16 protein-coding genes are annotated in these 23,079 nt (G+C 53.7%); 10 read left to right on the top strand and 6 right to left on the bottom strand.

The genetic code is table 11. The annotated features are described in order from the left end of the window. Positions 1-173: 173 nt before the first annotated feature. The 5 genes from ACW9KT_RS18605 to ACW9KT_RS18585 all read right to left on the bottom strand — a co-directional run bounded on the left by ACW9KT_RS18605 (position 174) and on the right by ACW9KT_RS18585 (position 8,166). Positions 174-1,454 (bottom strand): M16 family metallopeptidase, encoded by a 1,281-nt coding sequence (locus ACW9KT_RS18605; protein ID WP_457083165.1) that lies wholly within the window; start codon positions 1,452-1,454, stop codon positions 174-176. A gap of 9 nt (positions 1,455-1,463) precedes the next feature. Continuing rightward, positions 1,464-2,681 carry a type IX secretion system outer membrane channel protein PorV gene (gene porV, locus ACW9KT_RS18600; protein WP_457083163.1) on the bottom strand — a complete coding sequence of 406 codons (1,218 nt, stop codon included), beginning with the start codon at positions 2,679-2,681 and terminating at the stop codon, positions 1,464-1,466. Positions 2,682-2,727: 46 nt separating this feature from the next. Further along, positions 2,728-6,687 (bottom strand): type IX secretion system sortase PorU, encoded by a 3,960-nt coding sequence (gene porU / locus ACW9KT_RS18595; RefSeq protein ID WP_457083161.1) that lies wholly within the window; start codon positions 6,685-6,687, stop codon positions 2,728-2,730. Positions 6,688-6,822: 135 nt separating this feature from the next. After that, positions 6,823-7,512 carry a CDP-alcohol phosphatidyltransferase family protein gene (locus ACW9KT_RS18590; RefSeq protein ID WP_457083160.1) on the bottom strand — a complete coding sequence of 230 codons (690 nt, stop codon included), beginning with the start codon at positions 7,510-7,512 and terminating at the stop codon, positions 6,823-6,825. Between the two features lie 18 nt (positions 7,513-7,530). Then, positions 7,531-8,166 (bottom strand): MBL fold metallo-hydrolase, encoded by a 636-nt coding sequence (locus ACW9KT_RS18585; protein ID WP_457083158.1) that lies wholly within the window; start codon positions 8,164-8,166, stop codon positions 7,531-7,533. Between the two features lie 135 nt (positions 8,167-8,301). On the opposite strand from ACW9KT_RS18585, the gene ACW9KT_RS18580 reads away from it, so the two are divergent. From ACW9KT_RS18580 to ccsA, 8 genes are all read left to right on the top strand, one after another. After that, on the top strand, positions 8,302-9,396 hold the full coding sequence (locus ACW9KT_RS18580) for an NAD(P)/FAD-dependent oxidoreductase (RefSeq protein ID WP_457083156.1): 1,095 nt from the start codon (positions 8,302-8,304) through the stop codon (positions 9,394-9,396). 23 nt (positions 9,397-9,419) lie between these two features. After that, positions 9,420-12,725, top strand: a complete 3,306-nt coding sequence (locus ACW9KT_RS18575; protein WP_457083154.1) for a hypothetical protein — start codon at positions 9,420-9,422, stop codon at positions 12,723-12,725. Between the two features lie 224 nt (positions 12,726-12,949). Further along, complete coding sequence (locus ACW9KT_RS18570) at positions 12,950-13,591, top strand: heme exporter protein CcmB (protein ID WP_457083175.1); 642 nt, start codon at positions 12,950-12,952, stop codon at positions 13,589-13,591. A gap of 81 nt (positions 13,592-13,672) precedes the next feature. Then, entirely contained in the window at positions 13,673-14,431 is a 759-nt protein-coding gene (locus tag ACW9KT_RS18565) for a cytochrome c biogenesis protein (RefSeq protein WP_457083173.1), read from the top strand. Continuing rightward, positions 14,412-14,642 carry a CcmD family protein gene (locus ACW9KT_RS18560; RefSeq protein WP_457083152.1) on the top strand — a complete coding sequence of 77 codons (231 nt, stop codon included), beginning with the start codon at positions 14,412-14,414 and terminating at the stop codon, positions 14,640-14,642. The genes ACW9KT_RS18565 and ACW9KT_RS18560 overlap by 20 nt, the downstream gene beginning before the upstream one ends. A gap of 68 nt (positions 14,643-14,710) precedes the next feature. Further along, a complete protein-coding gene (locus ACW9KT_RS18555) occupies positions 14,711-15,139 on the top strand; it encodes a cytochrome c maturation protein CcmE domain-containing protein (protein WP_457083150.1) in 429 nt (142 codons plus the stop codon). Positions 15,140-15,247: 108 nt separating this feature from the next. Then, positions 15,248-16,150 (top strand): hypothetical protein, encoded by a 903-nt coding sequence (locus tag ACW9KT_RS18550; RefSeq protein ID WP_457083148.1) that lies wholly within the window; start codon positions 15,248-15,250, stop codon positions 16,148-16,150. Between the two features lie 58 nt (positions 16,151-16,208). Then, a complete protein-coding gene (ccsA, locus tag ACW9KT_RS18545) occupies positions 16,209-18,815 on the top strand; it encodes a cytochrome c biogenesis protein CcsA (protein ID WP_457083146.1) in 2,607 nt (868 codons plus the stop codon). A 111-nt stretch (positions 18,816-18,926) separates the two neighbouring features. Here ccsA and ACW9KT_RS18540 read toward each other — a convergent pair whose 3' ends face one another. Further along, positions 18,927-21,626, bottom strand: a complete 2,700-nt coding sequence (locus ACW9KT_RS18540) for a T9SS type A sorting domain-containing protein (protein ID WP_457083144.1) — start codon at positions 21,624-21,626, stop codon at positions 18,927-18,929. A 196-nt stretch (positions 21,627-21,822) separates the two neighbouring features. Here ACW9KT_RS18540 and ACW9KT_RS18535 point away from each other — a divergent pair, with 196 nt between their 5' ends. Then, a complete protein-coding gene (locus tag ACW9KT_RS18535; protein WP_457083142.1) occupies positions 21,823-22,665 on the top strand; it encodes a Rossmann-like and DUF2520 domain-containing protein in 843 nt (280 codons plus the stop codon). 57 nt (positions 22,666-22,722) lie between these two features. Further along, positions 22,723-23,055: a 2Fe-2S iron-sulfur cluster-binding protein gene (locus ACW9KT_RS18530; protein WP_457083140.1), complete on the top strand. Its 333-nt coding sequence runs from the start codon at positions 22,723-22,725 to the stop codon at positions 23,053-23,055. Positions 23,056-23,079: the final 24 nt, after the last annotated feature.

The following is a 23,079-nucleotide window of genomic DNA, read 5'->3' as shown; positions in this document are numbered from 1 at the left end:
TACCACCCCAACAACGGGAAGACTATTTCTAGATATAAGCCACATCTTTAGGCTCAACATTACTTTACACTAACGAAAAAGGCCTACTAGATTGTCTAGTAGGCCTTTTCGCACTTAGTAGAATAGGGTGCGATCGATTTACGACTGTTATTTCAAAAGCCTAACGTGCAGGCTTAGATTACGACGGGTCCAGCAACTACTTCCACCATATCATTGGGTGATAAGTAAGTCTGAGCTAGTTGTTGTAATGTATCAGGAGTAACAATATCAATCTGAGCTAGAAAGTCAGAGTAATGTGTGCTGGGTAGCCCAAGCAGGACTACATTTTTGTATTTATCACATTGCTCAAATACTGTACTCAGTTCATTCGCGAACTTGCCTGCCATATAGTTTTTGACAGTTTGCAATTCGTCGTTGGGTATTAGTTCTTCTTGCAAACGCCGCAATTCGTAATGCACTTCCTTTACGGCGGCCACCGCACTCGCAGCGTTTACATCTGCTCCAATTACAAAAAGATTAGCGTGCTCGCGCGGAGCTACACTGGAGTAAATCCCATAAGTAAAGCCTTTATCTTCTCTGACGTTTTTCATCAGACGGGAGCCAAAATAGCCCCCCAGTACCTTGACTAGCACCCCTAGTTGATGCGAATCGCGGTGAGTAGGAGATGGCCATAAGCGTCCGATGCGTAGAGAGGACTGCAAACTTTGTGGTACCGTAACATAGTCTTGACTTAATCCCCCAACGGATTGCCTTTCTACTGTGTCGCTTAATAGTGTGTAGCGGGCACCTTGCCCTAAAGTCTGCTGAACAAGTTGCTCGTGCTGCTCCGAAACATCACCACATAAGAAGATTTCAGCAGAGCCTAGTTGGTAGGCTGTTTGGTAAAAATCACTTATTGTTTCGGTGGTGTGCTTACTTATCGTGTTTTCGTCAAACTCAACACCATAGGGATGGGTACTACCAAAGAGGTTGCGCGAAAAGCGCTCAGCAGCCAGGTATCCCGTCTTCTGACGTTCAATCCGTACGTTTTGGATAGTACGGTTTTTAAGTAACTCGAACTCAGCTTTAGGGAAGATAGCCTCAGTTACTACATCCAACACTAAAGGCATCAATTGACCTAGATGGCGTGAGAGGCAATAAAGCGTGAGCGTAGCACGATCGAAGCCTTGCTCACATTCTATGGAAGCACCATAGAAGGCTATTGTATCAGCGATTTGACGGGCCGTACGCGTGCGAGTACCTTCCAGTAGCATACGAGCGGTAAGTAGCGATACACCAGGCTTGGGTTCATACCACTTACCTGCTGGAAACACGATTTGCAACCGAATGACTGGTTGGGCATCATTTCGGAGTATGTGTAGGCGAGCACCATTAGGGAGCGAAAACACGTCAGCCGCTGGCAGTGTGACACTGGCCAGCGGCTGAACGGGAGGAGCGACTTGACGGTCGAGCATAGAAGCGGTTTAGTTGATAGGGGAGGAGTCGTTACCAAAAGCTTCTTCAAGCTTATTGAAGTTAAAGTGTAACGACACCCGAATAGTTTGAGCAAGCGGATTAGCTCGGGAATTGGGCACCAGGTAAGCACCATCAACACCAAAAACTTGGTAACGTACTCCTAAGCCTAGGCTTAGGTAGCGACGATCTCCCTTTTCGGGGTTCTCGTAAAAATAACCCACCCGAGCCATGAGCAGATCGTTATACGTGTATTCTAGGCCAGCGGAAACATTTATTTCCTGCATTTCCTCGCTAAAGCCACCAGGCGCGTCGCTGAATGAGTTTAAGACGGCGCTGGTAACGTTCTGACGTCTTCTGCGCTCATTCTCTTCGTCACGCCGCTGAAGATAAGCCTGCTGGCTAGCTAAATCGGAAGCAACATTATTTTCGTAGTACGGGCTAGGTACTAGCAGTTTGTTACCGTCAATTGTTAGCGTGAGCTTATTATAGGCATCAAGCTCCCGAGTAATAGCGGTGCCGAACTTCAAGTTCATAGGCAGAAAGTCGGCTTGGTTCGCATCGGTGTAAGTCATCTTATTACCGATGTTTGCTATCGATGCGCCGAGCGATAGATTGTAGGCCCCTCCACCAATGTTAAGATCACGGGTGTAATAGGTGCCCAAGTCAACCGCTAAGGAGTTGCCAGGCTTAGAGTCCCCACCACTGGTAGGCCCGACAAGGTTGGAGCGAATATAGCGGGCAGTAACGCCTAGACCGAAGTTCTCACTCAGCTTCTGACCGTATGATAATCCGAAGGCATACTCTTTCGGATTGAACTCACCCTGTGGTTGGTTAGCAGCCGAGCGCAGCGATATGCTTCCTAAATCGAAATACATAAGGGAAGCAGAGATAGCTGCCCGCTGATTGAGCTTCGCGTAGCCCGACAAATAGGCCAAGCCCATATCATCGGCGATGTTGCGCAGCCAAGGCGTGTAAGAGGGCGATACGCTGTACTGGTTGGGTACAAAGCCTAGCTTACCCGCATTGTAGTAAGAGGAATTAGCGTCGGGCGAAGTTGCCACACCAGCTTCACCAAGTGCTGCTCCCCGCGAGTCGGGGCTGAGGGTAAGAATAGGAACGGCCGTGGTAATAACTTTGGTACCGTTATCCTGGGCCGTAGCCACCAGGGATAAACTCAGCAAACCAGGGAGTAGCGCAAAGCGCAAAGGCAGCTTCGACAAGAGCATACAGTCGGAAAAAGATGGGCGGAAAGATGAGGGCAAGGCCAGCAAGTTAATGGAGAAGAACTAGTTTTTCGAATTTAGAAGCGGTTGAGCCGTCCCGCGGAGAACGCACGGTGACTCGGTATACATATACGCCACGGGCTAATTGGTCATTAAATTCGTCGCGTCCGTCCCAAACGACATCACTAAGGTGAGAATTGCTGCTAACGGCGGTGGAGCGCAAAGTGCGCACCAGTTTGCCCGATACCGTAAAGATTTGCACCTGAATGTCGAGATCTTCGCCGCTGCGGTTATGATCAAAGTGAAACGTAGTAGAGGTAGCAAACGGATTGGGGTAGTTGAGCACATGCTTGAGTGCCAGCTTATCGGTGCTGGCTGCGATGAACTCAATTTCCTTCTCTGCCGAATTGTTAAATGTATCCCAGGCTTTGACCCGAAGTATGTGTGGGCCTGGGGTTAAATCCTTGAATAAGTAGCGTATGCGGCCTGTCTGGAAGCTGTCTACCTCAGCCGTATAATAATCATTTAAGATGACGAGCTGGCTTACGTCATTATCCAGAACGGCCGTTATCTCATGGCCAATACCTGAACTGGCGGTATTAATGCCACTTTGGTCACGCAAGCGGCCAAGCAGGAAAGGAGAAGTACCGGTGAGGCCGCCAAATACGAATGACTCGTTGTCCATGAACAAACGGATGTCGGGCGGAATAGTATCCCTAAGCGCGTTGTCTAAAACGCCCCCCACCACCAAGCTGGTGGCGCCATGTGCATCGGCGCGGCGTATAGAATCGGAAGCGTATAAACTGATCTTACCTAGGCCGAAGCTATAATTGATATCTTTTGGCACAACAAAGGCAAGCTTGAATTCACCATTGCGAACAGTAGCCTGGCCATCATAAATGATGTCGCGCTGCACGGCTATATTAGGCTTGCTGTCTCCGACTTCATTGCCTAGCAGCATGATGGTGGCGGGCTTTTCGAACACCGTCACCTGTACTTTGCCCGTAAAGCCGGCGTCCACAGTGCCCGCGGCTGTGGTTACGTTACCAGCTAGCTCCACACGCGAAAGGGCCCGCAGCGTATCGGAAGCGGCCGCGATGGGCTTCCCATTAAGTTGACGAATAGTTGCTGTTTGCTCAGGGTAAGCTAAGCGGGCAGAAGGGTCGCCGAGCAAGGAGAAGTTACGATTGTTGTCGCCGGCCTGACTGCCGTTTTTAGTCAGGGCCATTACATCACCGAGCAGTGGCATTCGGCCATTGATGGGCGAAAACACCACATCAAAAAAACGCTCATTCAGTAAAAAGTTGAAGGTAGAAATAACTACCCGCGTGGTGGTAAGCAGCCCAATAGCTCCGCCACTGACATTGGTAAGGGCCACTTCTCCCGCCGAATCAAACTCAGGATCATCGTAAGTGCTGAAGTCGCAGGTAGCGGTGAGCATGAACGTCGGCCGCGACGTGTTTTTTAGATTTAGTATGTTGGATTTAGTTAAAATCTGCTCATCAGCCCAGCCGGTGGTGCCGCCATGGCCGGCGTAATTAATAATCAGAGTGCCTTGTTCAATGGCTTCATCAATGGCTCGGCTGGCGTTAGGGGAATTTTGCCCCCCAGCGCCCGCAACCTGTGGATACATGTCGAGGTACACTTTGTGCACGTTGTAGGCTGGTTTGCGAGCTACAATGTTATTCGCTAAGGGCTCCGTGGATCCTATCACATGCTCATCTCTATCGCCATCGTCGGCAACAAACGTGAGGCGATTACGCCATTTGCCGTATGTAGCTGGCGAATCGTAGGCGATGAGCTTGTCTACTACGAGTTTAGCTTGCGTAGTGGAGCGAGGCTGATCGACGGGCGTACGCACCGGTAGGCGGCCGATGCCGATGTCGAGCCCTTCGCTCACAGGAATGCCATTCTCATCCCAGCGGCCTTCCTCATCGTCGAGCAACCCAAAGTAATCGTCGGATGAGTAGGAAATTGAAGCTGCGCTCGGACGTGGATATACGCGGTTGAACGACTCGCGCGATTCATACACGGGCACATAGTTCTGATTGACCCTATCAATGTTCTGGGGGCCTTTTTCGGATAGTCGCCGCAGTTTCCACCACTCCGGCATCTTAGATAAGTCGTTGGCGGGATCTGACTTATAATCGAACGACGCATCACCAAATAGCAGCAGCATATTGCGCTTACCGGCAGGCGTACGGTCATAAACCATTTTCATAAAATCGCGGATGGCCGTTACATCCTGACCACCGGAGCTAAACTCATTATATATCTGCTCCGTCGTGACGACGGCTACATTCAACTTATCGGCGGAGCGGACTGGGTTGCGACGGTATGCAGCCAAACGTTCGGCCTCGGCCCGAAACAGCGGATGGGTAACAATAACAAAATCGAGACGACCATCTAAGTTAAGAGCATGCAGATTTTGGGGCGCTACGCGGCCAAAGCTCCGGGGAGTATCGAAGCTGCTGCCCGCAAAGGCAATGAACTCGCGCAGAGAATCGGTGGGAGCTAGAAAACCGCCATTAGAGTTCAGTGCACGAGCTACTGGCCGGCGCGGATTCGTAACTTCCCAGACTGTTACGCCACTTGCATTAGCCAATGAGAACTGGCTAACGGCACCTCGATTGATGTTCTCAAACGAGCGAAACTCCAACTGCGAACCCATGAACCGCAGTTGGCGCTGGGCATTTAGCTCCAGATAGTCCAGATAGCCAGCGGCGGAGGTGCCGGTAGCCGTATAGGTAAGCGCCACGCGTAAATCAGTGGCGGCAGGCGCAGAGGTAGTTGCGGTAATGCGGCTCGTATTTGCTATTTCTGAAAAATCTCGTCGACTGTAGCCGGCCACCGACTGGGAAGCGATGTTTTGACCCCCAAGACTTAGCTGAAAGCTCGATACATTATTAGAGGCAGCTACAACCGAAGACGTGATTTGCACCGGGGAACCCGGTACTAGATCAGGAATAGCGAAGGGGATTTCCAGACGGGTACCTGATTCGAACTTCTCGCCCAGCCACTGCTGCCCCGACTTCAGTATGTTAATCAGGTCAAGCTCGTGGAATTTGCGCTCGGCAAAGGTGGTAATCGTGGCCGTGGGCGCTCCCGTGACGGCGGGCGCCTGTCCAACACGCTTGCCGGGCGTAGCACCGACGGTCACAAAGTAATAGGCCGTATCGGTGTAGAGGTGGTAAGAGTGGCGAAAACGGTTGATGGTAGGCGCTTCCCGCTCCCAAGTGTGTGGGCCGCGGGCATAAAACAGGACGTATTCGTTGTCATTGAAGGTGGCGTCGTTGTTATCATTGGCCACGAAAATAGCATTCTCAACCAAGTCGTCGGGGCGATAAGCGCTATTAGGCTGGGGCAGCATACCCGTGGCGTTACCATAAATCTGTAGCCGCCGCGGATCGATGGTCTGGGCATTTAGTCCCAATGCTATTAGAGCTGCTCTGTCCAGCTTGTATATACCACTAGCGGGCACCCCAATTTTAAACCAGTCGCCTTGCTGCAATACTGAGGCACTTGGGTGAGGCCTGCCCCCCCGCGCTGCCGTAGCAGGCGCCGTTACATAAGTGTACTCAAAGGATACCAGCCGCTCCGCTTGTCCGCTTTGGGTATTGCGCCGGATTGGCTGAAAGGAAATAAAGCTCACGGGGGCCCGCAACTCTGTGGTGGTGCGGAGACTCAGCGTGGGTTCGGGGGGCAAATTTGCCTGGGTGAAGAGCGCTGCATCGGCGGCGGAGAAAGGCTCATACACGGCATTGCGCAGCTGCCCACTGGCTACTCGGCCAGGCAGGCGCAGAGTATATGTGCCCACAAGATCGGAGGGAGTGTAGGTAGCGCCTCTGAAGCTCGGCACGCGGCTGGCTTGGCCGGTGCGCGCATATATAGTTTGGTAGCCCTGCCATTCTATGGTGGCTTGCGCTGTCTGCTCAGTGGCTTGGGCCTGCGCCTGGGGCGCAAAACTCATAACCCCCCAAACGAGCAGTAAAAGCGTAAAAAAGCGCATAGACGTATAAGCGATAGAAAGCAGATAAGGCAGTAGATAGAAGCCGTGCGAGAATTGGCTATAAGCAAGACAGCACGGGCCAGCTATATAACTACCATCGAATGCAAATATTGTGTTGAGTTTCAGCCCAAAAACTCAACCAAAAGCCGGTCGCCACAACGAAAGCAGGACATATAACAAAATTATAACCGGTACGGCCGCCGCCTGCAATACCAGCAGCAGAGCCAGCGATAGCAACAGAAACACAAAGCGGACGGAGTTGTCTTGCCAAGTCAAGTTCTTAAACTTCAGGGCAAACAAAGGAAGCTCAGCCACCAGCAACCCCGACAGCAGTAAAGTGAGGCCCAAAAGAACCCAAGGATTCAGAATCAGAGACGAAAGATTATAGGTGTCGTAGGCTAAAATCAGGGGCAGAGATGCGACCACCAATGTGCAGGCTGGCGTGGGCAACCCGATGAACGAAGTGGTCTGGCGCGTGTCGTTGTTGAACTTGGCTAAGCGCAAGGCAGAAAACACAGTAACGATAAAGCCTGCGTATGGCAACCAAAAAGGCAGTGAATTTGCCCCCTGGCCCAGCAAATGATATAGCATAGCGCCCGGCACCACACCAAACGAGACCATATCAGCCAGTGAGTCCAGATCCTTACCAATGGGCGAGCTAGCGTGTAAAGCACGGGCCACGAGACCATCGGCAAAATCAAATACGGCGGCCAAGCCCACCAAGTAAGCAGCCAGCTCCAAGCGGCCGGCAAATACATTGCAAAGCGCCAAACAGCCCGCAAACAGATTGAGACAGGTAATAGCGTTGGGCAAATGATTCTTCATGTAAGCTAAAAATCGACGTTAGCGCAAAAACGGATTGGACCGCCGTTCGGCGCCAATAGTAGTAGCCGGCCCATGACCGGGATATAATGTTACCGAATCGGGTAAAGTAAGCAACTGGTTTTTAATGCTTTCGATAAGCGTATCGTAATTGCCCCCCGGCAAGTCGGTGCGGCCGATGCTACCCTGAAACAGCACGTCGCCGCCAATAACGGTTTCAGTGGGCTCATGGTAAAACACGACGTGGCCTGGCGCATGGCCTGGAGCAAAGCGCACTTCCAGCGTGGTGTCGCCGAAGGTAATGGGCTCACCGGGCGTCAAAAAACCGGTAGGCTCGGCTGGGTTATAAAGTGGAAAGCCGTAGCTGGGCGCGTAGGTTGGCACGGCTCGCAGCACGCTCAGGTCGGCTTCGTGAATCAGAAACGGAACTTTGTAGGTGTCTATAATAAATTGATTACCAAACACATGGTCGATGTGGCAGTGGGTGTTCAACAGCAGCACTACCTCTAAGCCTTGCTCTTGGATAAAGGCCTTCAGGGCTTGCTGTTCGGCCTTATCATAGCAGCCGGGGTCAATGACGACACATTGCTTAGTCGCGTCGTGAAGCAGGTAAGTGTTTTCGGAAAAAGCGTTGAAGGTGAAACCAGAGACAGTCATATTAGCTTTTGGTGGGAACCGGCAGGCGCCGAACGTACTTGGGAGGGTAAGTTACGAGGAGTGACGCGAAGTTGCGTGAGTACCTTCGTAGCCGATTACTTGTTTGCGCTGTTCTCACTGCTCCCCATTGCTTCCATGACTACCTACGACTACCTCATTCTGGGCCACGGCTTGGCCGGCGCCACACTCGCTTACGAATTGCGTCAGCGCGGCTGTGCGGTGCTGGTAATCGATGAGCAACGGGCCGATACAGCCTCCACGGTAGCCGCTGGCTTGATGAACCCCGTAACTGGGCAGCGCTTTGCTTTGTCGTGGCGGGCGGCTGAGCTGATTCCGGCGGCGGCGGCTTTTTATCGAAAATTGGAAGCTGAGTTTGGCCAACAGTTTTTCTTCGAAACGCCGATCCTGAAATTGTTCTCTTCCGTGAAGGAGCAAAATACTATCATAGCCCGCAGCGCCGACCAGCCCTGGGAGGGATTTGTGGGAGACATTACCGCCGATTTGCCCCCCAGCCCCGGCGTGCGCACTGACTTGGGGGGCGTTTTGATTCGTCACTGCGGCTATGTGGCCGTGCGCGAAATGCTGACGGCTTTCGCCACCGACGGCCTGCAAAAGGGCTGGCTGCGGCACGAAACTTTTGATTGGAAAGAGCTTGTTGTCGGCCCGGCTGGCGTGACCTACGCGGGTGCAGTGCAGGCTCGGCAATTTGTGTGCTGTGAAGGCGCCGCAGTCGTGCGCAATCCGTATTTCAACTGGCTGCCTATTACGGCCAATCAGGGCGAGGTACTGGACGTTGCCTGCCCTGGGTTGTCGTCGGAGCAGGTGCTGAACAAAGGCGGCTACGTGGTGCCACTCGGCGACGGAAAGTTTCGGGTGGGCGCTACATATCGCTGGGCGCCGTTGCCCACTGGCATTACGGAAGAGGCCCGCACAGAACTCAGTCAGCGCTTCGCGGAGATGTCCGATCTGCCATTTCAAGTACTGGCTCAGCGGGCTGGTTTCCGGCCGGCCTCACGCGACAGAAAACCCGTGCTGGGAGTGCATCCAGCTTGGCCGGTTTTGAGTATATTTAATGGCTTTGGCTCAAAGGGCGTGATGCTCGCTCCGCGGCTGGCAAACCATTTTGCCTCAGTGCTGGAAGGTACTGAAGCCATTTGGCCCGAGGTCAATATTTCGCGGCATCATTCGTTGTATATTTCCGTACCTACCACGGTCGGCGTTTCTTCCTGATTTTCTGCCCTTTTGCTTTCTATATGGAGCACGTATCCTTTTTATTAACGCGCCGGCTTTGGGTGGTCGGAGCGTTGTTGGTTGGTGGATTGATGATGGCCGGTGAGGCCCGGGCTCAAACGGCTCAGGAGCAGTTTGGGCGCGTTCGTATTCAATACAAAGAGTTCAACTGGCAGCTGCTCAGCACCCAGAACTTCAATATTTACTACTATGCCGGGGGCGAAAACACCGCTCGCCGGGCGGCCGAATATGCTGAGAAGGAGCTACAGCGCGTTTCTTCGCTGATCGGTTACTACCCGTACTCCAAAACCACCGTGATGCTCTATAACTCCGTGGGCGACCTGCGGCAGAGCAATATTGGCCTCGATAGCGACAAGTACCAGACTGGCGGCGAAACTTCGCTGCTGCGGATGAATAAGGTGCAAATTGCCTTTCAGGGCCAGCAAACACTATTTAAGCGCGATGTCAGCGCGCAGATTACCCGTGTGCTGCTCAACGATATGATGTATGGTGGCTCTCTGAAAGAAGTCATTCAGAGCACGTACCTGTTGCAATTGCCCGAGTGGTTTATTGCTGGCGCCTCTGCCTACGCCGCCGAAGGTTGGAGCGTGGAAATGGACGACTACATGCGCAACATGACGCAGCAGTTTGAGGGCACCAAAACGGCCCCATTCTTCCTGCGCAATCCGCAACTGGCTGGCCAAAGCGTCTGGAATTACATTGCGGAGCGCTACGGCTACACCACTATTCAAAATATACTAAACCTAACGCGCATCACCCGCGATGTGGAGGTTGGTATCAGCAGCTCTTTGAATGTGCCCTACAAGGTGTTCTTGCGCGATTGGCTGACGTACTACCGTCAGCTCAATGCCCAGCAAGTGGTGCCGCTGGTAATGCCCGATGAGAAAAACCAGGTAGTGCGCAATAACCGCAAGGGCGTGTTGTACTCGCAGCCCGTGCTGAGCCCAAATGGCCAGCGTTTGGCTTATGTATCAAACGACCGGGGACGGTACCGCGTGATTACCATTAACCGCAACGGATCGGGCAAGCATACCATTCATCGTAGCAGCTACAAAACACCCGACCAACAAGTGGAGACCCGCCTGCCTGTGTTGGCTTGGCGTGGTAACTCGCAAGTGGCAGTGGCCGAGATGGACAAAGGCTACATGACGCTACGTCTGCGCCCAGCCGATGCTGGAGGACTAAACAGCGTGATTACGAATATGAAGGAACTGTTGCCTTTCAACCGTGGTGGCTCCTCTATTTTTAGACCTTTCTCCCAAGTGCTCGACCTGGCCTACTCACCTGATGGTAAGGCGCTGGTATTCAGTGGCACACGTGGGGGGCAAAATGATCTATACCTGCTGCGGGCCGGCAGCCGCACACCCGAGCGCATCACCAACGACCTGTTCGACGATGTGCAGCCGGTGTTTTTGCCCAATGGCGCAGGCATCGTGTTCAGCTCCAACCGCTGGGCCGATGGTACGGCTGAAGGCAGCTTTGCCAGTGTAGTAAACAACTACGATTTGTTTATGTACCACCTCGATGGGCGGGCACAGCCAGTGGAGTCGCTGGTGAGCACCATCTCTAACGAGGGCCGCCCGCGGGTGCTGTCTGATACCGAGATTCTATATCTGGGTGAAGAAAGCGGCGTACGTAGCCTGTACCGCTTCTCGCTCGCTACCCGACAGCGGACGGCTGTTACCAATTTCTCTCCCAATATCAAAGATTTCGACTATAGTACTGGTACCGGTGCGCTAGGTTTTGTGGCCGCTGACCGTGCCCGCGACATGGTGTATGTGTACCCCACGTACGCGCTGGCCGAAAACATGACCCTCGCCAAAACGGCTCGTCAGGAGATTCTGGAAGACCGCTCCGCTCCGGCGGCACCTGCCGCGCCGCGGTCAGCACCGGCTCCTCCGACCGCGCCCGACTCAACTTCGGCCGCGCCCGATTCAGCTGCCGTAGCTGGGCAGCCTGGGGGGCAAACTTCGCCTGACTCCACGGCTACGCCGCCTACTACAGCCCAACAGCAGGCAGACAAACCTATCGACACCAGCGACTATCAGTTTGAGGAAGATGCGCCCACACGCGTAAATGCCCGCCGTCGTTCGGCCACGGCTGCCAACTTGCCCACGGCCCCGCCCGCCGATGCATTTGCCGTGAGCGGCCCTTATCGCTACTCACCCCAGTTCAGCATCGATAATGTAGTGTCGTCGCTGTACGTGGACCCGCTGTTGGGCTTTGGCTTGATTGGGCAGGCTAACATGACTGACCTGTTTGAGAACCAGCGTATTCAGGCGGGTATTTTTGCCCTCACCGATTTACGTACCAGCAGCATGTACGCCCAGTACACCGACCTGCGTCGCCGCGTCGATTTCAGTTTGCGCTACGAGAAGCAAGCGTACTTCTTCGACATCGCCGCTACTTATGGCCGGACCCGCTACGGGCGCCATGAGGTAGCCCCAACGGCTGCTTATCCGCTGACGCACAACCTGAGCCTGCGTGGTGGGCCCCGCTTCGTGAATGTGAACCGGACATCTATCAACATCTTTGACGATTCGGTGGATGTAAACCGCAATTACCTAGGCGTTACCGGCGAATTGGTGTACGACAATGCCATTTCAACGGGTACCAATATGTGGCAGGGTACGCGCATGAAGGTTGGTATCATGAAGCTTAACAGCTTGAGTGATAACAACCAAAACTTCGGCAAGATCTATGTGGACCTGCGCCACTATCAGAAAATTCACCGCCAGATCATCTGGGCGAACCGCGCCAGCTACGGACAGTTTTTTGGTGATACTCGCCAGCAGTTTCGCCTCGGTGGCATGGACAACTGGCTCAACAATGATTATGAGAATGATCAGCGGGTACTGCCCTCCACCGTCGACCCAACCCAGATGTTCTATCAGCAGTTCGTGACCAACTTGCGTGGCTTCGATTATAGCAAGCGCGTCGGGCCGAAATACGTGCTCTTCAACTCAGAGCTGCGGGTGCCAATTATTCAGTATTTCACTAACAAGCCCATTGAGTCGGGCTTCTTCCGCAACCTGCAGCTTACCGCCTTTGCCGATGCTGGCTCGGCCTATTCTGGGCCCAACCCGTTCAACGAAAACAACTCCTTTAATACCCAGATTGTGGGCGGCAATGGAAATGCTTTCACTGCCACGGTGGTCAACTTCCGCAACCCCTTACTTGTCGGCTATGGCTTTGGGGCCCGCACTACCTTGCTCGGGTTCTACGGCAAAGCTGATATTGCCTGGGGGCAGGAAGACTATCGGCTAGGCCGTCCTAAATTATACTTCACGCTCGGCTACGACTTCTAAAATTTGAGTTATCGAGGAGGCGTGCTTCCGGCCTCTGATGTAGTAAAAAGCCCCCCAAACAGCGCTTGGGGGGCTTTTTTGTGTCTCGTTTGAGACGAAAAAGCTTATCGGCTATATCCTAAACATCAGGGCTAAAGCACCCAAAACCAGCGGCCAGTGACTATCTTTGTGGTCCCATTCACTAGTCCCGTGCCGTGTTGCTCCTTCGTGAGATTTGGTATTTAATGCAGAAGGATTTTCGTCTGGAGTGGCGGCAGCGGGCGGCTCTAAACGGCATGCTGCTGTACGTGGGCAGTACCGTATTTGTGTGTTACCTCAGCTTTGCCCTGCGTGGGGGGCAATTACCAGCTCCGGCCTGGAACGCACTCTTTTGGATTATCCTTCTTTTTACGGCCGTAAATGCGGCGGCAAAAGGCTTTCTGCAAGAAAGCAGGGGCCGCCTGCTATACTACTACACGTTGGTACGGCCCCAGGCAGTGATTCTGGCCAAAATTGCCTACAACGCCGTGCTGCTGCTGGGCTTGGCGCTGGTGGGGTTTGCGCTTTATGCTGTGGTACTAGGCAATCCGGTGCAGGATGTACCGCTGTTTGTGGGCAATGTGGCCCTAGGAGCAGTGGGTTTTGCTACCACGCTCACACTGGTGTCGGGCATTGCCTCCAAAGCTACCAATAGCAGCACCCTTATGGCGGTGCTTGGCTTCCCGATTATGATTCCTATGCTCCTGTTGCTAATCAAGGTGTCTAAGAATGCGCTGGATGGCTTGGAGTTCGAAGCCAGTAGTGGCTCTTTGCTTACCCTGCTGGCGCTCAACCTGATTGTGACGGCCGTGTCGTACTTGTTGTTTCCTTTTTTATGGCGCGGCTAAGCTTCTTCGAGACGAAAATGAATGATAATAATCAAGAAAATGCCCCCCGGAAGTTGTCACAAACCAAGGGGTTAGCTTGTTATTTTACTGGCGCGTCGGCAGCCGAGCCGTGCGCCGCCTTGTTTCGTCACTAGCAGTAATTCTACTTATGTCTACTTGCTCATGTCTATAAAAAGAAACTGGTGGAAAGTGCTGGCCGTGGTGCTCGTGCTGTACACGGTGGTAGCGGGATTGCTGATGCCAGTGCCGCGGCTGGATATTGTGAATGAAAGCATTCGCAACCTGTATTTCCACGTGCCGATGTGGTTCGGCATGACCATTATCCTTACTACGTCGGTCGTTTACTCTATTCGGTATTTGCGCACGCCCACAGCTCGCTTGGATACGTTGTCGCACGAGTCGGCCAAGACGGGCATCATAATGGGCATGCTTGGCTTGGCTACGGGTAGCATGTGGGCGCGCTATACTTGGGGCGCTTGGTGGACCTCTGACCCGCGCCTCAATGGAGCCGCTATTGCGATGCTTATCTACGGGGCTTATATTGTATTGCGCTCATCTTTTACTGATGAGCAGCAGCGGGCCCGCATCAGCGCTGTGTACAACATATTTGCGTTTGCGGCCGCTATTCCCTTGCTTTTTGTGTTGCCGCGCCTCACCGATTCACTGCATCCGGGCGCGGGTGGTAATCCTGGCTTTAGCAACTATGATTTGGATAGCAACATGCGCATGGTGTTCTACCCCGCCGTGATTGGCTGGACGCTCATCGGTTTCTGGATAACCCAGGTGAGCAGCCGCCTCGAATTTCTCAAACAGAAGATTTATGAAAAACAGCTGGCGTAACGCCTTTTTGCTCCTATTGGCGCTGCTCGGCACTGCCCTGCAAGCCTTCGCCCAAACTGCCGACACGCCCGAAATGGCCGACGCTCTGCGGCAAAATGGGAAAATCTATGTAGTGGTGGCCGTGATACTGGTGGTCGTAGTAGGCTTGATTGGCTACCTGATTTCCCTCGACCGTAAGGTGAGCCGCTTAGAGAAGGAGATTCACTCGTAATTTTGCCCCCCAAGGATTTTTCGTCCGGCTTTAGTTGTTCAGAATAACCGACCCGCATCTTTCGCAACATGAAAAAAACTCACATCCTCGCCATTGCCGTAATCGCCATCGCTATTGGCATTATTATGAGCGCGGCCGGCGACGCCAGCGTCTATGTTTCCTTTAAGGAAGCACGGGAGCGCGCCGCTGAGGGCAACATGACTAAAGTACACGTAGTGGGCCGCCTGCCCCGCGACAATCAAAAGAACATCATGGGCCTGGAGTACAATCCTACGCTCGACCCCAATTACTTCGCTTTCACGCTGGTTGATACCAACCGCATTGCCCAGCGGGTTATATACTTTAACCCCAAGCCTCAGGACTTCGACAAGTCGGAGCAGGTAGTAATTACCGGCGCCATGCGCAACGACATTTTCGTAGCCGATAAGATTTTGCTGAAATGCCCGTCTAAGTATGTGGAGACGGAAGTGAAAGGCGCAACAGCTGTGGTTAATTAAGAAGCAAGCATGAGGAATGAGGATGCGGATAGATGGTCAGGCAAGGCGCATATGCGCTTCTGGCTCCGCGTTTTCGTTGCTCAATCCTTTATTCTTCACTGCGCAGCTTTGACTGCTAATGCCCAGGTTGTCAATGACGACATAGAGCAGCGGCTAACTATACAGGCTGAGCAAACACTGACTTCTAACACGACTGGCTGCACAGTGCAGTGGTCGTGTGTAGATGAAGCCCTGACGGGTAAGTGCATTAAATACCACAACGACCAGTGGTTTGAGTTTACCCCCAAGGCCGCTGGCCGCTACTTCGTGAACATTGGGGGGCAAAAATGCCGCGATACGAAGGGCGTGCAGTTGGTGGTCTTAACAGGCGAGCCGTGTCAGCCTAGCACTTACCAAATCGTTTCCTGCACCTCGCTGGGTACTCAGGACGACGTATTTGTACCGTTGGAAGGCCTGAAGACCGGGCAGCGCTATTTGCTCAACGTGGATGGCTACCTGAATGACTTTTGCTCTTTCGCCCTCACCGTGAGCAGACAGCCAAAAGGTTTGCCAGTAGCTGAACTAACCGCCGCTGAAACGGTTTTTACACCGACGCAACTTGTAACCTTGAACTGGACCCTGCCTGATACGGTAACTACCACCAAAAGTCGCATTCTGCGGCGCGAGGCCCATCAGAAACAAGCCGTGGCCGTGGGTGAGCAACCCGTAATCCGCCGCGTGTATGGCGGCCTACAAACCGAGTACGCCCTCACTGACACCTTGCCCAGCCCCGGCCGCTACCATTATCAAATAGTAACTACTGCTACCGACGAGCAACCGCCGGTGGTGGTCAGTAGCCGCTGGGTGACCTGGATGGGTACGGAGGCGAGGAATAGTGCCTATGAAACCATTGCGCAGGCCCTACACTCTTCGGCGGCTAAAGCAGTAGCACCCTCCCGAGTAAGCGCGGCGCGGCGAGGTCATCAGTCTCGAATGAAAAAGCTACATAACGCACGCCGCAAAGCACAATAGACCGTGGGCGCCGACAGAAAATCAGCTGTCAGTCGCTCTTACTATATATTCGATAAACATGCTTAATACTCTCATCGGCGACCTCGGACACTTAAGTGTCATTATAGCGTTTGTGGCCGCTACCGTGGCCGCGTACGCCTACTTTATGGCTACTCGCGGGCGGTCCTTGGGCCAGGAGGATGCCGCTTGGCAGCGCTTAGGCCGGGGGGCATTTTTTGTGCACGGCGCCGCGGTGCTAGCTATTATTGGCTGCCTGTTCAGCCTTATCTACGGGCATCGATACGAATACTACTATGTCTGGAGCCACTCCAGCAATCACCTGCCGGTGTACTACATGATTTCCTGCTTCTGGGAAGGGCAGGAGGGTAGCTTTTTGCTGTGGATATTTTGGCATGTAGTATTAGGCTTCGCCATTATTCGCTACAATAACAAGTGGGAAGCGCCCGTCATGACCGTGTTTGCCGGCGTGCAGCTTTTCCTCACGTCCATGATCTTGGGTGTAGTGATTGGAGATTTAAAGATTGGCTCGTCGCCTTTTATTCTGCTGCGCGACTTCCTTGTTGATCTGCCCGTTTTCAAGCTCAATCCCAACTTCGTTCCTCAGGATGGTACCGGCCTAAACCCACTGCTTCAGAACTACTGGATGGTGATTCACCCGCCCACGCTGTTCCTAGGTTTTGCCCTTACGCTCGTACCGTTTGCATTTGCTTTAGCCGGCCTCTGGAAAGGGGAACTGACAAAGTGGGTAAAGCCCGCACTTCCCTGGACGTTGCTCGGCGCCTTGGTGCTAGGCGTGGGTGTAATGATGGGCGCATATTGGGCCTATGAAACCCTGAACTTCGGCGGCTACTGGAACTGGGACCCCGTTGAAAATGCGGTGTACATTCCATGGTTGGTGCTGGTAGCTTCCATCCACGGCATGATTCTGTGGAAGCGTAGCCGCTTGGGCTTACGTACTTCCTTCGTGCTCGTTATTGCGTCTTTCCTGCTCATCCTGTACGCTACCTTCCTTACCCGAAGCGGTGTATTGGGTAATGCCTCGGTGCACTCCTTCACCGACCTAGGCTTATCGGGGCAGCTTCTGATTTATATGGGGGCCTTTTTTGTAGTCGCTATCAGCTTGCTGGTGTGGCGCTGGAAAAGCATCCCGATTTCGGAGAAGGAACTCACTACTTACAACGCTGAGCTGTGGGTATTTGTGGGTGCTACTGTGCTGTGTCTGGGCGCTTTCCAGGTGCTGGTAACTACTAGTATTCCAGTTTACAACGCTTTCTTGGGTTTCCTGGGCATTAAGTCTAATCTAGCCCTGCCCGCCGACCAGATTGCTCACTACACCAAGATTCAGCTGTATATCGGCGTAGGCGTAGCCGTGCTGTCGGGATTGGCTCAGGTAATGTGGTGGCAGAAAAACGACAAGCAGAGCTTGCTCAACTCGTTGGGGGTACCGGGAATTCTTACCCTATTAGGCTCGGCTCTGGTTATTCTGCTGGTGCGCTACAACAAGCTGCAAATGGAGCCCACCTACATTCTGCTGCTTACGGCAGCGCTGTTTGGGGTGCTGGCCAACCTGGGCATGCTGCTGAATCTGATTTTGCGGCGCGTAAGCGTATCGGGTGGAGCCGTGGCCCACATCGGCGTAGCCTTGATGCTGCTGGGAATTCTGGCTTCGGCGGGCTATTCCAATATCATTTCCGCCAACGTGTCGGGCTTAGTGTACTCGCGGGAGTTTCCGGAGGAGATAAACCGTGACAACGTATTGCTCTGGCGCAACGACACCGCTCCCATGGGCAAGTACGATGTGAGCTACACCGGACAGTATTTTGAGGTGCCCGGCATGCCCGAATACGTTAACAAAGAGCTTATTTATCGCACCGACGATGAGTACAAGGTAATTGCCCGTGGCGACATTAAGATCAAGGACAAGACCTTCTATAAGATAGGTGATACCCTCGAAATCCGCCCCGAGAATACCTACTACCGCGTCGAGTACAAGAACCGCGAAACCGGAGAAGCTTTCACGCTGTATCCACGGGCGCAGGTGAACGAGGAAATGGGTCTGCTCGCCTCACCGGCGCTTAAGCAGTTCATCGACCACGACATTTACTCCCACATCAGCACCGTGCCCGACCCGAGCAAGGAGAAAGACTGGACGGAGGTAAAAGAACACGAGATTACCGTAGGCGATACCATTTTCCTGAATGACTACTTTGCCGTGCTGCGCGCCATCGAGCCTGCCCACCAAACGGCTGGTTTAGGCCTGAAAAAGGGCGACTTGGCTATTCAGGGCGACTTCATAGTGCATGGTGAGAAGAAGAAGTACCATGTGCACCCCATGTTCGTAGTGCGCGACCGTCTTATCGGTCGTGTGCCGGATGAGGTGGAGGACTTAGGTTTGCGGTTGTCTTTCATAAATGTTGACCCCGAGAAGCAGAAGTTTACTTTCGGTGTTAGCACGACGGCCAAGGATTATGTGATCCTGAAGGCGGTGGAGAAGCCGTTTATCAACCTGCTCTGGAGTGGCACTTTGCTCATGACCATCGGCTTTGGAATGGCCTTCGTGAAGCGCCGCCGCGAGGTACGCGAAAATGCCCCCCAGCCCGCTTCCCCGGATGCTACGGCCAACAAGAAAACGACTTCGCCGCGTCGTGCTCAACCGGTAGCCTAAAACTTAAATAGCTTAACCCTATCGATTAGACGCAAAGCTTGTTAAGCGAATAAAAAAGCCCCCCAGAAAATTCTGGGGGGCTTTTTTGCTTCAGCTGAAAGCTGCGGGCAGCTACTTTTGAATACTGATGCGCTTCACGGCTGTTTCGCCATCCAGCTCTAACTTCAGCATGTACACACCAGCCGCCAACTGGCTCAGATCGAGTTGGGCTTGCTTGCCACTCAGGGAGCGAGAGTATACCGTCTGGCCGACCATGTTGACAACCGTGGCCGACATCTTGCGGGCATTGGTGCCACTCAGGTTCAACGAAAGCAGCCCCGTTGTTGGGTTAGGATACGCATCGATGGCCTGCGACAGGGCCTTATTCACGGACGTCGCCACGCCGGCAGTAATGGTGACGTCGTCGAGGGCTAGGATGAACGCGCCAGGGTTGCTGACCACGTGGAAACCAATATAGTACTGCCCGTCAGTAGGCACCCGAATAGGATCGGTGGTGCGCAGGGTGAAGGCCGCATTGTTGAGGTTGCGGTTATCAAAAATGGTCGTGGTCATGGCGCTGGGGTTTGGGGCCGTGCCCACCCGAATCTCAAGTCCTTCGGGGACTACTTGGGTAGTGTTTGGCAACACGCCCACCCGATTGTAAAAAGACACTACGTATTGCTGAGCAGCGGCCAGCGTGAGGGCCGGCGTGAACACCCAATCGTCGCCGCCAGTAGTCAGGTTCTCGTTGTACAAATACACCAACGACTTGAGCCCGCTCCGCACGTACTGCGGATCCCCAATCGTGCCGCCCGTAGCTACTTGCCAAGTAGCGGCATCGTTGTTAGCATTGAGCACCGAGAAGCCGCAGGGAACAGTGCTGTTTGCCGCGAAATCGAAGTTTTGGCTGTAGGGGAAAGTACTAACAGCGGCCGGTACGCAAGGCGTAACAAACGCCACTGGGCCAGCATTAACGGCCAGCTCCGCGCCACAGTTTTTGCGCACATACAGATCATAATTGCCGCCCGATACTAAGCCAGTTAAGCTAACAGGCGAGGTTGGGCTGGTAACTTTAGTGCCGGTGCCTGGCTGAAATCCACGTGGCCCATACTCTATATCGTAAGCGCCAGTGCCGGGAGTGGGGGTAAAGGTGACAGTGGCCGAGGTAGCGGTGATATTGCTTACAGCAGGATCACGCACTTGTAGGCAGGCGCCGGTGAACTTGGCCTCTAGCGCTAAGCGGAAGCCATTACCACCCGCAAAAGCTAAAGCCGACCAAGCCCCACCTGGTGCCTGTATATAGAAGGTATTGGGTCTGATGGGAGTCTCTTGCTGAAGGGCTATCACTGGGTTGATTTCCGAAAGCTCCATAACGACGAAGAAGGAGGTGCCAACAGCCACGTCGGGTACTACAGCTGATACCTCGCCGCCTGCCGGCGTGCGGTTCAGAGTAGGCGAAGTAAATAAAGCAGTGCCAGGAGTGCCGTTGGTGCCCGTAGCATCATACAGGAGCAGGCGGAAGCCAGCACTGTTGCCGGCTCTGGGCGGCACAATAGCGCTGATTTCGCTGATCGTGCTTGGTTGGGTAATAGTATACTTCGTAGCCAGCAGAGAACGGGCCTGTGCCCCTAGGCCTAGTAGCTCAGTATCGGTCTGGTCGATATATGAAATATCAAATCCCGTGACGCGCTGTGAGTACGTGCTGCTATTGTTAGTGGCAACTCCATCGGCCGGAATAGTGGCTCGTACGGTGTTAGTGCCAAGCGCTAAGGTAGCCGGATAAGGATCGAAGGATACCTGCACAGTCTGTCCGGGAGCGATGTTCGGGATGATCTTCGTGCTGGTAAAGGTGTTGGCCCCCGAAACAGTCAGTGTGACAGGTAAATTGACTTTGTCGGGGAAGCCATTGTTGGTAACAGAGGCCGTTACCACGTGCTGCGCAGCAGCCGTCGCGGGTAGCTTGCCCAGCGTATATACCGCTACCGACGCATCATTGCGCTCAGTAGCCGGCCGGAAGCGGTAGGTACGGCCTACATCGGGCAGCGCTGCATTAGAAATAAGATGCCCAAATAAGCCGCTGGAGGCGAAAGTGGTAAGGCTCCAGAACTGGGTGGCGGTACCTTTGGAGGCTATCAGAAAGTTGAAAGGGTTGCTGCTAGATCCTTTTAATCCCACCACAAACGTTCGACTAGCTGAGGCATTGCCCGAGCTAACCCAGGTACCATATTGCAGTTCAATATTATTGGAGCCCTCAAACAGCTTAATCTGAAACTGCATGGTGGCGAACTGCGCTAGCACGGTTGCGCTGGCGTTTTTGTCGCGCAGATTCTCGAACTGAATGGTGCAAACGCGTGAGCCTGCCGTGCCGGTAGTAGCTACCCGAAACTCAGTAGGGGTGGCTGTTTGGTCGGCGGCGCCCGTCAGGTCGATGTTCGATAGGGCCGCGATGATGTTGATATCAGCGGCCGTGCCAGTCAAAAATGGACTGATGAGGGTGGGCGCTGAGGGGGCAGTAGCACCTAGCTTGATGTAGCCGTTGGTATTCAGCACAAACTGCGTGAAGGCTTGACCGTTGTAGTTAAACGTGAAGCCAATTTCCTGGGCAGCCGAGTTAGCGTCGTCTAGGTTATCGGTCGTAATTGCGGTGCCCGTTGTGCCGAGGTCGGTGTAGGTGCCAACTACGTTCTGCGCGTCGGCAGGTAGGTAGTTGAGGCTCTGTGCTGAGGCAGCGGTAGCGCTAACTACCAGCAGTGCCGCCATGCCTAACGCCCGAATTCGGCGGAAGAGGCTGCCTCTGACTAAGTAAGAGCCTAGCATGTAGCAATTTGTCATAGAAAGAAAGTAGAAGAAGGATGAGTTGGAAGAGCAGAGAAGCAGCTGCAGTTAGCCTGAAATAGGTATAGCACAGCAGTCACTTTTCAAGGTGCATCTTTTTTTCCTGCAAATCAATGATAAAGCCGGGGCATATACATGTGACTTGCCCTGATAAGAAGGCCTGATTAAAGAATTAAGCATTTTATTGCGTCGAATGAGCAGTTCCAAAATCCCATTTACCCCCCAGCGCATCGCCCTAATAGGTGCTGGCCGCGTAGCCTCTCAGCTTGGTCCGGCGCTGGTGCGAGCCGGTCATCAAGTGGTAGTAGTATGGAGTCGGACGGCAGCCAGCGCCCAAAGCCTAGCCCAACAGCTACCCGGCGCCGCAGTCAGCACCAGCCTGGATTTTGCCCCCCAGCCTTTCGCGGACGTGTACTTGATAGCCCTACCAGATGCGGCCGTACCCGGTGTGCTGACTACTGCTCGCTTTCCGGCAGGCGCCCTAGTGGCTCACACAGCCGGTGCCTTGCCCTTAGCTGTGTTTGAGGTGCAGCCAACGGTACGGGGGGGCGTTTTTTATCCGCTCCAGACTTTCAGCCCCGGCCGGATGATAGACTGGCCGACCGTGCCCCTGTGCATAGAAGCCGCCGATGCGGCCGGAGAAGCCACGCTGCTTGCTCTGGCTCGCAGTCTGAGCCGACAGGTGCAGCTTGTGGCTACCAACCAGCGCCAGCGCCTGCACGTGGCCGCCGTGTTTGCCAGCAACTTCACCAATCATTTGTTGGGCATCAGTCAGGCGTTGCTGCAAGAGGCAAACTTGCCCTTTACCCTACTCGAGCCGCTGCTGCGCGAAACGGTGGAAAAAGCATTGGCCGCGCCCCCTTTCAGCGTACAAACCGGGCCGGCAGTGCGCCGCGACGCGCCCACGCTAGCGCGTCATGAAGCTGAGCTAGTAGCCCATCCTACTTGGCTGGAGGTCTATAAATTGCTCAGTATCAGTATTCAGCAGCAAATACTGCCTGCGCCACAAAACAACGAAGCCGGTATTCAGCTTTGATTCGGAAGCAGTGGTACGTACCTTCGTGCCCTAAATTGCCCCCCAAGACCCTATTTTGTGAACACCATTAACATCACCTTCCAGTTTCAAGATGGCCAGCCCGCGCAAACGCACGTAGCGGCCCAAGGCGAGTCGGTGCTGGACGTGGCCCTCAACAACGATATTCACCTCCAGCATAACTGCGGCGGTGTCTGCGGGTGCAGCACATGCCACGTGTATGTGCTTCAAGGCGAAGACGAGCTGCCCGAAATCTCCGATAAGGAGGAAGATTTTATCGACCGCGCCGTTAATCCGCGCATCAATTCTCGGCTGGCTTGCCAATGCGTTGTGCAAGCCGAAGGCAACGACCTGGTTATCCTCATTCCGCCCCAAGATTTCCTCGGTCACTAAACTATCATCAGCACAGCACCCGAC

Source organism: Hymenobacter sp. HD11105 (genome assembly GCF_054051685.1).
The sequence above is the reverse complement of the archived record's forward strand: the minus strand, read 5'-3'. Positions and strand labels throughout refer to the sequence as shown.